General features: G+C 67.5%; 10 protein-coding genes. 4 read left to right on the forward strand and 6 right to left on the reverse strand.

Annotation, left to right across the window (positions count from 1 at the left end; genetic code table 11):
* Positions 1-104: 104 nt before the first annotated feature.
* From CPBF1521_RS13285 to CPBF1521_RS13295, 3 genes are all read right to left on the reverse strand, one after another.
* Complete coding sequence (locus CPBF1521_RS13285) at positions 105-1,679, reverse strand: PepSY-associated TM helix domain-containing protein (RefSeq protein WP_235858454.1); 1,575 nt, start codon at positions 1,677-1,679, stop codon at positions 105-107.
* A complete protein-coding gene (locus CPBF1521_RS13290) occupies positions 1,679-3,682 on the reverse strand; it encodes a TonB-dependent receptor (protein ID WP_181901238.1) in 2,004 nt (667 codons plus the stop codon). The genes CPBF1521_RS13285 and CPBF1521_RS13290 overlap by 1 nt, the downstream gene beginning before the upstream one ends.
* A gap of 195 nt (positions 3,683-3,877) precedes the next feature.
* Entirely contained in the window at positions 3,878-4,312 is a 435-nt protein-coding gene (locus CPBF1521_RS13295; RefSeq protein ID WP_115677291.1) for a DUF2946 family protein, read from the reverse strand.
* 286 nt (positions 4,313-4,598) lie between these two features.
* On the opposite strand from CPBF1521_RS13295, the gene CPBF1521_RS13300 reads away from it, so the two are divergent.
* A complete protein-coding gene (locus CPBF1521_RS13300) occupies positions 4,599-5,795 on the forward strand; it encodes a GAF domain-containing sensor histidine kinase (protein ID WP_104583689.1) in 1,197 nt (398 codons plus the stop codon).
* A gap of 545 nt (positions 5,796-6,340) precedes the next feature.
* Here CPBF1521_RS13300 and CPBF1521_RS13305 read toward each other — a convergent pair.
* Both CPBF1521_RS13305 and CPBF1521_RS13310 read right to left on the reverse strand, forming a co-directional pair.
* A complete protein-coding gene (locus CPBF1521_RS13305; RefSeq protein ID WP_115677292.1) occupies positions 6,341-6,622 on the reverse strand; it encodes a hypothetical protein in 282 nt (93 codons plus the stop codon).
* 775 nt (positions 6,623-7,397) lie between these two features.
* Positions 7,398-8,381, reverse strand: coding sequence for a LysR family transcriptional regulator (locus CPBF1521_RS13310; protein ID WP_104583691.1), 984 nt, complete (start codon positions 8,379-8,381; stop codon positions 7,398-7,400).
* Positions 8,382-8,545: 164 nt separating this feature from the next.
* Here CPBF1521_RS13310 and cobA point away from each other — a divergent pair, with 164 nt between their 5' ends.
* The 3 genes from cobA (at position 8,546) to CPBF1521_RS13330 (ending at position 11,651) form a co-directional block, all read left to right on the forward strand.
* The gene (gene cobA, locus CPBF1521_RS13315) at positions 8,546-9,751 is read left to right on the forward strand and encodes a uroporphyrinogen-III C-methyltransferase (protein ID WP_115677293.1); all 1,206 of its coding nucleotides are present in this window, start codon (positions 8,546-8,548) and stop codon (positions 9,749-9,751) included.
* 16 nt (positions 9,752-9,767) lie between these two features.
* Positions 9,768-10,727: a cysteine synthase A gene (cysK, locus tag CPBF1521_RS13320; protein WP_115677294.1), complete on the forward strand. Its 960-nt coding sequence runs from the start codon at positions 9,768-9,770 to the stop codon at positions 10,725-10,727.
* Positions 10,728-11,111: 384 nt separating this feature from the next.
* Entirely contained in the window at positions 11,112-11,651 is a 540-nt protein-coding gene (locus CPBF1521_RS13330; RefSeq protein ID WP_024938170.1) for an O-acetyl-ADP-ribose deacetylase, read from the forward strand.
* A 163-nt stretch (positions 11,652-11,814) separates the two neighbouring features.
* On the opposite strand, the gene CPBF1521_RS13335 is transcribed toward CPBF1521_RS13330, so the two are convergent.
* The gene (locus tag CPBF1521_RS13335; RefSeq protein ID WP_104583694.1) at positions 11,815-12,819 is read right to left on the reverse strand and encodes a class I fructose-bisphosphate aldolase; all 1,005 of its coding nucleotides are present in this window, start codon (positions 12,817-12,819) and stop codon (positions 11,815-11,817) included.
* Positions 12,820-13,080 lie beyond the last annotated feature (261 nt).

Raw genomic sequence — 13,080 nt, forward strand, 5'->3', positions numbered from 1 at the left:
GAAGCTTGCATGCACCACCATGCGTCGAGTTTCCCGATGCACCCACCGCCGAGCGCGTCCCTGCCTCGGCGAGTCCACGGTGCATTGAGGTGACGCGCACGTGCTCATGGCGCGGGGGCACGCGGCTGGTTGCGCTGCATCCAGTAGCGATCCAGCAACCACATCAGCACCAACGACACCCCGACCAGCGGGAAGATCAGCCCGCAGATCGCCAGCAGCACCAGCAGACCGCGCAGCGTGCGCGGATCTGCCGGCAATGGCGGCACGCCCAGGCCGCCGACCGGGCGACGTTTCCACCACATCACCGCCGCGCTCACGCACAGCAGCACGATCGCCGCGCACGCCAGCAACAGGATCAGCTGATTGGCCGTGCCGTATTGCTGGCCCAGATGCACGTTGATGCCCCATTCCAGCGCGCGTCCGACCGGCCCGTAATCGCGATAACGCATGTCCAGCAGCACCGCGCCGCTGTACTGATCCAGATGGATCACGCGCTGGTGCTGCAGGTCGGCCGGATACACCGAAGCGGTGTACACGCCGGTGGCGCCACGTGGCGGCGAGACGCTGTAGCCCGGCACGATGCCGAGTGCGTCGAAGCGCGCCATCGCCGCATCCAGCCCGATTGCACCGTGCCCCGGCGCTGCGACATGACCGGTGCCGCCGTGGGCGGCATGTTCCGACTGCACCGCGTGTTCTGACGGGCTTGGCTGTTCCGCGTGTTCCGCGTGTTCCGCGTGGTCCGCGTGGTCCGAGTGGTCCGAGTGGTCCGAGTGGTCCGCATCCGCCAGCGTCACACCCGCCCGCCCGTCATGCAACCCCTCATCCACCCCCACGGCTCCACGCCCAGGCACTACAGATTCCGGCATACGCGCCTGCCGCAACGACCACGCCGGATCGGTCGTCTCGGACAAGCGCTGTTGCGACATCGGCTGCTGCACCCGCAGACCGGCCGGGTAGCCGAAGTCCTGCCCGTTGACCCAGCGATTGACCTGCGCGCCCCACAGCCATGACCACGGCATCCCGGTCAGCGCCAGGAACAGCAACACCGCACCGACGCCCGCGCCGGTGACCGCATGCAGATCGCGCCAGAACAGCCGTTGCGCGGGCTTGCCGCGTACGCTGACCACCCCACCGCGGCGCCCGCGCGGCCACCACAGATAGACGCCGGTGAGCACCAGCACGATCGCCCAGCCGGCCGCCATTTCGATCAACCCGCGCGCGAACGGCCCGACCAGGGCGAGACTGTGTAGCCGGCGAATCGTCCAGGCCAGGGTGCCATGCTCGGGCAGCGTGCCAAGCACGCGTGCGCGGTAGGGGTCGACATACACCACCTGCCGCGCACCGTGCGTATCGACCAGTCCGATCTCGGCGCTGGCGTCGGCGCGGCTGGGCTTGGTGTAACGAAACAGGGTGCCGCCGTACCTGCGCTGCGCCACATCGACCAGGCGTTGCGCAGGCACCCGCGCCTCGCCTACCGGCACGACCTTCAAGCCGTGGTGCACGCTGCGGTCGATCGCATCCTGGTACAGAAACGCCGCACCGGTCAGCGCCAGCCAGACGATGAAGGGCAACACCAGCAAGCCGGCATAGAAATGCCAGCGCCACACCGCGCGATAGAAGCGCCAGCGGCCACCCCGGCGCGGTTCGGTGACGCTGTCATCGACCATGATCGCGCGCATCAGAAGCTCCAGTCCCACGACAGCGACAGCGCACGTCCATCACCAGGCGAATAGCCGGAACTGCCCGTGTCGTACCACGCGTAGACGTAGGCGCGATCGGTGACATTGCGCAGCTGCAGGCTGAGCGCATTGCGCGCATCCACATTCCAGCGCGCGCCCAGATTGAGCAGGGCGTAACCACCGGTGCGGCCCAGCGTATTGCTGCGCTCCAGATAATAATCGCCCTGCGCAGTGCCCCAGGCGCTCAGCTGCACGGCCGCAGTGGGTTGCCACTCCAGCCCGGCGGTGGCCAGCCAGTGCGGCACGTTCTCGATCTCCTTGCCGCGCGTGGCCGGCGCACTCGGGTCGGGCGTGGCGATGCTGGCCTTTTGCCGCGCATACGACATCCAGGCCCGCCAGTGTTCGGCCGGCTGCAGGTTCAGTTGCGCATCCCAGCCGCGGCGCAGCGTGCGCCCGACATTGGCCACATCGCCGGCACCGGCCACGCCATTGACACCCAGGATGGTGGCCACTTCGCCGGAGGCGCGTTGCTCCCAATACGCCAGGCGGCCGTCCATCACCGCCGATGGCGCGAACTTGAAGCCGGCTTCCCAACCGTCGTTGATCGACGGGCCCAGATTGCCGGGCTGGCGCCGGTACGCACCATCGCCGCTGCCGATCTGGAACGTCCGCCCCCAGTTGGCGTACGCACTGCTCTGCCCGGCCAACCGGTAGCTGGCACTGAACTTGGGCTGCTTGATGGTGCCGTAGTCGTAGGTCGGTGCGTGGATGCCGGCACGCACATCGTGCAGCTGCCCATCGACGCGGTCGATGCGATAGCCGGGCACCAGCTGCAGCCGCTCGATCGGCGTCAGCACCGCCTGCACATAGGCGCCGCGCGTGCGCAGGGTGTACTCCCAGTTACGCAGTTGCGCACCCCGCACCCGTGCCACGGTGCGGTAACGCTGCGACTGATTGTCCTGCCATTGCGCGTCCACGCCGGCTTCGAGATTGGCCGCCAGCGCGCCCCAATCCGGCTGCCAGTTGCCGCGCAACAGCAGGCCGCGGTGGGTTTCGTCGGTATCGCGTTCCTGCTGGAGGCCGGCGGCGGAAAAGCGCACCCAACGCCGATTGCGGTAGTCGTTCTGGTAGGCCTTGGCGCTCCACTGCGCAGCGGCACCCAGTGTGCCGTCCGCATGCAACGCGGTCTGCCGCAGCTGGCGTTCGCTGCGGTCGTCCTGCGCATAGCCCGGCGAACTGCGTGGCGCCGCACGCGCAGTGGCTGCATCCAGATAACCCGCCTCCAGCGCATGATTGTCGTAGTACCGCGTGGTGAGCCCGGCCCGGAATGCGCCATCGGGGTCGGTGTAGAACCACTTGCCGGCCACGCTGCGTTTACGCGCGTCGGCATGCTCGCGATAGCCATCGGAGTCGCGCCAGGCCAGCACATAGTTCTGGCTCCACGCGCCCTGTTCGAAACCCTTGCCCAGCTGCACCTCGCGCGCACCGAAACTGCCGGCCGTCACGCTCAGCCGGCCATCGTTGCCGCCGGTACGGGTCAGCACATCCACACTGCCGGCGATCGCATGCAGACCGTAGCGCGCATCGTTGGTACCGCGCACGATCTCGATCGCGCTGATGTCCTGCGGGAATACGGCATCCAGATACGGCATGCCGCCGGCGTTGTCGTTGCTGGGGATGCCGTCGATCAGCAGCTTCACCGCATTGATCCGCCCCTCGCCATTGAAGCCGCGGAACGAGAACCGCCCCGCGTCGGTGCCCATGCGGAACTGGGTGACCTGCACGCCGGGCGCACGCATCAGCAGCTCCCAGCTGTAGTCGACGTGTTGATCATGCAGCAGCTCGCCTCCGATCACATCCACCGAACTCAGCACGCGTGCCGCGCTCGGGCTGCGCTGCGGCTGCGCGTTCACCTGCACCTTGCCCAGGGTCAATGCCGCATCCTGCGCCTGCGCATCGCAGGCAGACCCACACACCAGCGCCAGCGATGGCGCGCACCACAGCGTTTTCAATAATCGCAACCACATGACCACCCCTTTGCCATGCCGGCACGGCAACACCGCCGTGCGCCGCGGCATGACGGCGGGCACAGGCATCACTTCAGGAAGACGGGGCGTCCGTGCAACTGCGTGCAGGCGTGCCAGACGATCGGGCACGCAATCGCTACATCGCAGCGGACGCCCACAATGGGGCCAGACTCACGCGTGCAGCGGCGGCCCACGTGCCCCGAGTGCGGCCCAACGCACCATCGTTGCCGGGCGTGCCTGCCGGTGCACCGGCGCTGGCGCCGGCAGCCGGTGCAGCAGGCACAACACCAACAGCGCCAGCCACGGCAGCAGGCGCGCGGCCAGCACGCAGTAATCGCAGGCTTCGCCGTGGGTGGTGGCGTGTTCGCCGGTGTGCGGCTTGTCTGGCGATGCAGCGGTGGGATGCTGATGCGCGGCTGCCTGTGCCGGCAGGGCCTGATGATCCGCATGCAGCGAACCGCCCGCGTCCAGCACCGGCCCGCTCATGCACATCGGCTCGACCGACGGCGCCTGGCTCCAGCGGCTGATCAGCGGCGCCACCAGCATCAGCAGCACTGCCAGACAGGCAAGCAGATGCAGGCAGGGGTGGCGACGGAGCGAGGGCATTGCGCGAGTGTAAGCCGCCACATGCCGCGGGGGCGATGGCGGCGGCCGGTGCGCGACCGCTTGTCGCACCCGTCGGCACCGCCCACCTTGCCCACCACAAGGGCCGATGGCGGAGTCCACGCCCGCCCCCGAACCGCGCCGACACACAGGGGCAACCGTGGAAGGCCATGCACGGGCGGTTGTCGAGGCCGGTAGTCACAGTTCCGGCAGTGGACATGACCGCGCCTACGTGGCCGGCCCTGGCATGCCCTATGCTTGTACATCACTCCTGTCATCCTGCGCGCGCATGAGCACCGTCCTGTCCGATCAAGCGGCCGAGCCCCTTCCCTGCGCTGCCAAGCCGCCGAGCGAGGCATTGCGCCTGCAGGCGCTGCGCAGCTACGGCATTCTCGACACGCCGCGCGAGGCCGCGTTCGAAGACATCACCAGGCTGGCCTCGATCATCTGCCAGACCCCGATCGCGCTGATCAGCCTGGTGGATGCCGACCGGCAGTGGTTCAAGAGCGAAATCGGCATGGGTGAGCGCGAAACGCCGCTGTTCAAGTCGATGTGTGCGCATGCGTTGCTGGACAGCGACGTGCTGGTGGTCCCGGACACACGCCAGGATGTGCGCTTCGCGCGCAATCCGCTGGTGACCGGCGAGGCACCGCTGCATTTCTATGCCGGTGCCGTGCTCAAGACCAGCGAAGGCCTCCCGCTGGGCACGGTCTGCGTGCTCGACCGGCAGCCGCGCCAACTCAGCGACGAACAGGTCGATGCGCTGCGCGCACTGGCGCGCCAGACCATGGCGCAGCTGGAGCTGCGCCGCGCGCTGCAGGTGGCCGAAGAATCCGACCGCTACCGCAGTCGCCTGATGGCCATCGCCGGGCACGACCTGAAGACCCCATTGCGTACCGCCGCCTATGCCATCGACAAGATGCGCCGGCATGCCAACGTCGATTCCATCCCGACCCTGGTCACCGCGCGCGATGCGATCAATCTGGTGGCACGCAACCTCGACGAGCTGGCCACCCTGGCCGCCGCCAGCGAGACCGCCTCGCCGGATCTGCAGCCGCTGGCACTGGAAGATGTACTGCATGCGGTGCTGGGCGTGTGGCGGCAACCGGCAATCGACAAGTGCCTGGCCTTGCGCCATGTACCCACCTCGCTACGCGTGCGCAGCCATCCCACGCTGCTGACCACCTTGCTCGGCAACCTGATCGGCAATGCGGTCAAGTACACCGAACGCGGGCGCGTGTTGGTCGGCGTCCGGCGTCGCCCCGGCCATGCGGTGGTGGAAATCATCGACAGCGGCATCGGCCTGAACCTGGACCACCCCGAACAGGTGTTCCAGGCCTTCCGCCAGGCCGACCCGCGCAGCGACGGGCTGGGCATCGGCCTGTGGATCGTGCACCGCACCGCCGAAACCCTGGGCTGCGAAGTGGATGTGCGCCCCCGCCCAAGCGGCGGCACCTGCTTTTCGGTGCGCATCCCGCTGGCCTGACAACGGCGCTCGGCAGCGCCGCGCCAGACCGCCGCCACCGCGCAGCAGATAGCGCTGGCTTGCCAGCGCTGCGCAGACCGGCATGCTCCGGTCGATAGCGCAAAAAAAAGGCGGACCCGGGCTCCCGACCCGACTCCGCCGCCAAGCACGCCAGGTCTCTCCCCAGGGACCCGGGTGCGCCGGTCGTTCCCGTGCGCAGCCTCGCGCAACGGTGTTGCGACAGCGCTGGCAACCGCTTGACGACACCGACAAACAGACCGGCCATGCGATGTACCGCATCGCCGGTCCCGCGCCGTCCACCCCTAGACGTTCGAGCGTGTCGCGTCATGGTTGCTACAAGGATTTACGACAGCGCAGCGCCCAACTTGATGCGGCCAGACCACACCGCCGCGGCCACCCTGACACCTGTAGGGAGAATCACTGACAGCGTGCAATCCAGTCAGCGCAGGCGTTTGGCCAGGCCATTGATAACACGATGGTTTTTCTGGAGAGCGGGCGCTGCGGCGCAGCATTGCGATGGCTTTCGCCGATTACCGTCGACCGTCTCAATCCTCCGAATCGGCCCCATCCTGGCGTGCGAACCAGTCCGCCGAATGCACCTCGTCTGCCGCAACCTCCAGCAACTGGCGCAACACCGCCAGCGGAATCTGCACCTGGGCGCCATCGGCCTGCACTGCCACCCAGAGCGACTCGTCCCGGGCATCAGCCAATACCGTCAGTACCGCATGCTCGCGTCCCTCGATGCTTGCCGACAGCTGCAACGCCATGCCGCCATCCTGATCGGGTAACCACAGCCGGCTCAGTGGTGGACGCAGGGGCTCGGTCATCGGTTTCAGCGCCTCACAGTGGCGAACGGGGAGCACGTGCAGTGAACCGGGTCGGTACACCCTGCATGCAGACCGCAGTGTACGAACTGTCGCCATCGATTCCGAACACCGACAGCCAGCATGATGCAGTTGCACAGTTGCTACATGGACGTACTTGCGGCATGTCCCATGCCGGTACGCGCGCAAGCGCCCGCAGCCAACACCGGCAGCCATCGCCTGCGGGGGCGATCGATGCGCGGTGGCGCAACCGGACGCGGCACCACGCCTCAACTCGTCACCGCAGCTGACTGGCAGGCAATGCCCCTGCTTTACCTGCAGCCACCGACAACACCCGGTGGTGCTTGCGCGCGTGCCGGCGTGGGACCTTGAGCGGCATGGATGCCGCGCCAGAGCCTACAAGGACGTACTTGCGGCGTGTCCCATGCCGGTACGCGCGCAAGCGCCTTTCATTGACCGAAGTATTCGTACAAGACCGTGCAAAGGTGGGTGCGGGAATGGCCTGTGCGCGGCACCTTCACTCCTCACGTCCGCTGATAGGCAAGCAATGCTTTCGCTTCTCCTGCAGCCACCGACACCAATCGGTGGTGCTTGCGCGCGTGCCGGTGTGGGACCTTGAGCGGCATGGATGCCGCGCCAGAGCCTACATGGACGTACTTGCGGCGTGTCCCATGCCGGTACGCGCGCAAGCGCTCCTCAATGACGAAGCCCTCTCGCAAACCCCGCAGACGTCGTGAGCAAGCGTGGTCGATGCGCGCTGCAATCTTCGACAGGCGGTTCAGCTGGTAATGGTCTGGGTCAGGGATTCCCAGGTCGGCGGCAATGGCCAGGCCGGGGCCTGGTTGCCGTCCAGCACGCGGCGCAGGTCGCGCTTGTCGATCTGCGGCGCCAGCACATGCACCAGGTCCAACGCGTAGTCGCGCAGCACGCGGTCGCGCGGCAGCACCGCCCAGGCGATGCACTCGGCGATCGGCGCCGGTGCCGGCCAGGCGCGCAGGTCCTCGTCGCTGGCGCTGACCGCCATCTCCGCCACCAGGCCAACGCCGAGGCCGGCGCGCACATAGGTCTTGATCAGGTCCGCATCCAGCGCGGTCAGCGCGATGCTCGGCTCCAGCCCGACCTGCGCGAACGCGCGCTGCAGCGAGGAGCCGGGCCGCGTGGAGGATTCGTAGCTGATCAACGGGTGCTGAGACAGGGCCTGCATGTCCGGCGCGGCACGTGCCTGGTCCAGTGGATGGCCGCGCGGCACGATCACCAGCCGACGCCAGCGATACAGCGGCACCGCGATGCCGGCGCTCGGTTCGCCACCGGCGGTGCTGACCACCGCGATATCCGCATCGCCCTGGCTGAGCAGGTCCAGCGCCGCGCTTTCGGCGGCCTGCTGCAGATGCACGCTGACCTGCGGATAGGCGTGCTTGATCTGCGCCACCGCCGGCGGCAGCACGAAGCGCGCCTGGGTATGGGTGGTGGTCAGGGTCAGCTGGCCCTGGCTCTCGCGGCGCTGGTTGGCCGCATAGGTGCGGATGTTGTTGGCTTCCGACAGCACCGAGCGCGCGCGCTCGATCACTTCCACGCCGGCCGGTGTCACCGCATCCAGGCTGCGCCCCTTGCGCACGAACAGCAGAAAGCCCAGCTCGTCCTCCAGCTGCTTGAGCTGCTTGGACAGACCGGGCTGGGTCGCATGCACGCGCGCGGCCGCGAGCGTGATGTTGAGTTCGGCATCGGCGATGGCGACCAGATAACGAAGTTGGGTCAGCGTCATGGGCTTATATCCAAAAAAGCGCGAGGCGCCACGAGGAACTCGACTGTAGAGGAGTTCTGCAGGCCAGCTTATAACCGAACGCTATTTTCAGGGTGTATGAAGTCATTTCCGACGGCTATATGCCGGCGTTACGGTCTGGCCCTCCCCCTCTCGATGCGCTGTCCGTGCCCTCTGTGTTCCCGCTTCTTGCCGACCTGCGTGGCCGTGCCGTCCTGGTGATCGGCGGCGGCGCCGAGGCCGAGCACGCCACCGCCGCGTTGCTGCAGGCCGGCGCACTGCCGCTGGTGGGCGCACCGGAGCTCAACTCGCAGCTGCGCGCCTGGGCGCAGGCCGGGCGGCTGCGCTGGCTGGTGGGACGGTTCGAGCCGGCATGGCTGGACCTGCCCGATCAACCGGTCTGGCTCACCATCGCCGCCAGCACTGCGCCCGACCTCAACGACGCGCTGCACGCTGCGGCCAGCGCGCGGCGCCTGCTCACCCACGACGCCACGCCCGCCGCTTCGGCGGCGCCACCTGCACGGTCGCCGGCGCCCCGCACCAGGGTCGGCCAGCTTTCCCCCGGCAGCGTGAGCCTGGTCGGTGCCGGCCCCGGCGACCCCGGCCTGCTCACCCGGCATGCCCTGCGTGCGCTGCGCCAGGCCGATGTGCTGCTCTACGATCGCCTGGTCAGCCCGCAGATCCTGCAACTGGCCCGCCGCGACGCCCTGCGCGTGGAAGTCGGCAAGGCCGCCCAGGGCCACAGCACGCGCCAGGAACAGATCCACGCACTGATGCGCGAGCACGCGCGCGCCGGGCGCCGCGTGGTGCGGCTGAAGGGCGGCGACCCATTCGTGTTCGGCCGCGGCGGCGAAGAGCTGGAATTCCTGCGCGCGCACGGCATCGGCTTCCAGGTCATCCCTGGCATCACCGCCGCGGTCGCCTGCGCCGCCTACGCCGGCATTCCGCTCACCCATCGCGACCATGCCCAATCGCTGCGGCTGATCACCGCGCACTGCAAGGATTCGCTGGACACACTGGACTGGCAGGCGCTTGGCCAGGAACGCCAGACCCTGGCCTTCTACATGGGCGTGGCCGGCCTGGAGAGCATCCAGCAGCGCCTGCTGCAGGCAGGTCGCGCGCCGACCACCCCGTTCGCGCTGGTGGAAAACGGCTCGCGCCCGCAGCAACGCGTGATCACCGGCACGCTCGCCAGCCTGGCCGCCACCGCGCAGCAGCACGCGGTGCGTGCGCCAGCCCTGCTGATCCTGGGCGAGGTCGCCGGGCTCGCCGCCAGCCTGCACTGGTTCGGCGCCGCGCCGTTGAGCGCGCCCCCGTCCCCGCACTCACCCATCGCAACGCCCGACGCGCCCACACTCGCCCACGCAGCCTGATTCCGACGGAGACCCCATGGCCCTGTACGACAACATCCTCGACACCATCGGCCGTACCCCGGTGCTCAAACTCCATCGCCTCGCTCCGGAACACGTGACCTTGTACGTCAAGGTCGAGTCGTTCAATCCGGGCGGCTCGGTCAAGGACCGCCTGGCGCTGGCGATCATCCTCGATGCCGAACAGCGCGGCCTGCTCAAGCCCGGCGACACCATTGTCGAGGCCACCTCCGGCAATACCGGCGTGGCGCTGGCGATGGTGGCCGCCGCGCGCGGCTACAAGTTCGTCGCCACGATGGTGGAAACCTTCTCCATCGAACGCCGCAAGCTGATGCGCGCCTATGGTGCCAAGGTGATCCTGACCCCGGCGGCCGAGCGCGGCAGCGGCATGGTGCGCAAGGCCAGGGAACTGGCCGAGCAGCATGGCTGGTTCCTGGCCAGCCAGTTCGCCAACCCGGCCAATCCGGCCTACCACCGCAACACCACCGCCGCGGAAATCCTGCGCGACTTCGCCGGGCTCCGGCTGGACCATTTCGTCACCGGCTGGGGCACCGGTGGCACGCTCACCGGCGTGGGTGAAGTGCTGCGCGTGGCCCGCCCGGAAGTGCGCATCACCGCCACCGAGCCGGCTGGCGCTGCGCTGTTGCAGGGCCAGGACTGGAAGCCGCACAAGATCCAGGGCTGGACCCCGGACTTCGTGCCGGAAGTGCTCAACCGCGAGGTCGCCCACGAGGTGCTGAGCGTGGAAGACACCGACGCGATCACCGTGGCGCGCCGCCTGGCCGCCGAAGAAGGCATCTTCACCGGCATCTCCGGCGGCGCCACTGTCGCCACCGCATTGCGCGTGGCCGAAGGCGCGGCGCCCGGCGCAGTGGTGCTGGCGATGCTGCCCGACACCGGCGAGCGCTATTTCTCCACGCCGCTGTTTGCCGACATCAACGAAGGTTCCGACGACGATTGGCTGGCCGGTCTGCCTTGATCGATCACGTCGTTGGTTTGCACGCACAGGCCGCGCCCATAGCGCGGCCTGTTTGCTTGTGGGTCCACCCAGGCATCGCCCCTGGCCTTCTGCGGTATGCGATTCCGTTTGAAGAAGCGTGTCTGGGTGACGAATTCGGCCGCCACTACAGCGCCTGTTGCGCGCGCGTGCGGCGCCGGCCGTAAGTGCGCGACCGTCGGTGATACGGCCGGTCGGCGATTGAGCCGATCGATCGCATCGGGGTGTTCTCAAGCCTCCGTCAGCGCAACCGCCACAGCCCTTTCCGGCAATCGCAGCAGGTGAGATGAATGGGCGATAGCGTGCCCGTTCCGTAACGCGCGCCCCATCACGCGTTCCTCATGCAAATCCCATAATTATCGCGCTATGAAGATCGAAGTCTGGCAAGGCGACATCACCGAACTCGACGTTGACGTCATCGTCAACGCCGCCAACGAATCACTGCTGGGCGGTGGCGGCGTGGATGGCGCCATCCATCGCGCAGCCGGCCCGCGCCTGCTGCAGGCCTGCGAAGCATTGCCGCAGGTACGTCCGGGTGTGCGCTGCCCCACCGGCGAAATCCGCATCACCGACGGGTTCGACCTCAAGGCGCGGCATGTCTTTCATACCGTCGGCCCGGTCTGGCGCGATGGCAAGCACAACGAGCCGGAACAACTGGCCAACTGCTACTGGCAATCGTTGAAACTGGCCGAGCAGATGATGCTGCACTCGATCGCGTTCCCGGCCATCAGCTGCGGGATCTACGGCTATCCGCTATACCAGGCCGCACGCATCGCCGTTACCGAAACCCGCGACTGGCAGCGCTCGCACAAGGTGCCCAAGCACATCGTGCTGGTGGCCTATAACGAAGCGACGTTCAAGGCCTACCAGCAAGCCCTGGCCGCGCAGGAAACCGCTGCCGCCTGACGCTCGCGATGCAGAAGGTAAGGATGACGAGCGCCGCGAGGCGCTCGTTGCATTTGGGCAGGTACGCAGGCGCAGCGCGGTCCACGCAAACAAGAACGCCGGCATCGCTGCCGGCGTTCTCTTTGCTACGTTCGATCCGGCCGCAAGGCGGCCGACACGGCGATCAACCCTTCCACTTGCCCAGTGCGGCCAGGCCGTTTTCCTTGGCGCGCTCATAGATGATCTGCTGCGCCTTGGCGACGTTGCCGGTCATGTCTTTGGCCCACAGCTTCAGCGCAGCCTGCTGCATCGCACGGCCATACGAGAAGCTCAGCGGCCACGGCAGGTTGCCGAGCTGGTGCATCTCGTTGAGGTGGGCGGTGGACTGCTCGTCGGTCTGGCCGCCAGACAGGAACACGATGCCCGGCAGGATCGCCGGCACGGTCGACTTCAGGCACATCACGGTGGACTCGGCCACTTCCTCCACGCTGGCCTGCTCTTCGCAGCCCTTGCCGGAGATGACCATCGAGGCCTTCAGGATGGTGCCTTCGAGCACGACGTTCTGCTCATACAGTGCGCCGAACAGCGAACGCAGCGTGGCTTCGGTGACTTCGTAGCAGGTCTCGATGTCGTGGTTGCCGTCCATGATCACTTCCGGCTCGACCATCGGCACCAGGCCCTGCTCCTGACACAGTGCGGCGTAACGCGCCAGCGCGTGCGAGTTGGCCTCGATGCAGGTGCCGGACGGGATGTCTTCGCCGATGTTGATGACCGCACGCCACTTGGCGAAGCGTGCGCCCAGCGTGTAGTACTCCTCCAGACGCGCACGCAGGCCGTCAAGGCCTTCGGTGACCAGCTCGCCCGGCATGCCGGCCAGCGGCTGCGCACCCTTGTCGACCTTGATGCCCGGGATGATGCCGTGGGCGGTCATGTACTCGGCGAACGGCACGCCGTCCTTGGTCTTCTGACGGATGGTCTCGTCGAACAGGATGGCGCCGGAGATGTAGTCGCTCAGCTTGGGCGTGGTCAGCAGCAGTTCGCGATAGGCGCGACGGTTTTCTTCGATGTTCTCGATGCCGACGCTGGCAAAACGCTTGGCGATCGTGCTGGTCGATTCGTCGATGGCGATGATGCCCTTGCCCGGGGCGACCATGGCCTGGGCGGTTTCGGCAAGCTGTTCGATGCTCATGTAGTTCCTGTGGCAGCTGCGGGGGAGAAGGAAAGTATAGCGACGAAAGTCGTACACATTCCTTCACGGAATGTCTGCAACCGATTACACATGTGCTGCATGACAGGATGTGTGGCGCTGCTCGCAGCGTGATGCGCGTGCCTCGCGCTATGCGCGCCTGCAGGCGCATCCCGCACCGCAGACCATGTCCCGCACAGCACAACGGCGACCCGCAGGCCGCCGCTGTATTTGCAGGCAACGATGGTGGGCCAGCGCGTGCAT

This window comes from Xanthomonas euroxanthea (genome assembly GCF_900476395.1).
Taxonomy (GTDB): domain Bacteria; phylum Pseudomonadota; class Gammaproteobacteria; order Xanthomonadales; family Xanthomonadaceae; genus Xanthomonas; species Xanthomonas euroxanthea.

Excerpts from the sequence above, each read along its gene's own strand:
- CPBF1521_RS13285 (WP_235858454.1), bottom strand. The coding sequence starts at position 1,679 with ATGCGCGCGATCATGGTCGATGACAGCGTCACCGAACCGCGCCGGGGT.
- CPBF1521_RS13295 (WP_115677291.1), bottom strand. The coding sequence starts at position 4,312 with ATGCCCTCGCTCCGTCGCCACCCCTGCCTGCATCTGCTTGCCTGTCTG.
- CPBF1521_RS13300 (WP_104583689.1), top strand. The coding sequence starts at position 4,599 with ATGAGCACCGTCCTGTCCGATCAAGCGGCCGAGCCCCTTCCCTGCGCT.
- CPBF1521_RS13305 (WP_115677292.1), bottom strand. The coding sequence starts at position 6,622 with ATGACCGAGCCCCTGCGTCCACCACTGAGCCGGCTGTGGTTACCCGAT.
- CPBF1521_RS13310 (WP_104583691.1), bottom strand. The coding sequence starts at position 8,381 with ATGACGCTGACCCAACTTCGTTATCTGGTCGCCATCGCCGATGCCGAA.
- cysK (WP_115677294.1), top strand. The coding sequence starts at position 9,768 with ATGGCCCTGTACGACAACATCCTCGACACCATCGGCCGTACCCCGGTG.
- CPBF1521_RS13330 (WP_024938170.1), top strand. The coding sequence starts at position 11,112 with ATGAAGATCGAAGTCTGGCAAGGCGACATCACCGAACTCGACGTTGAC.
- CPBF1521_RS13335 (WP_104583694.1), bottom strand. The coding sequence starts at position 12,819 with ATGAGCATCGAACAGCTTGCCGAAACCGCCCAGGCCATGGTCGCCCCG.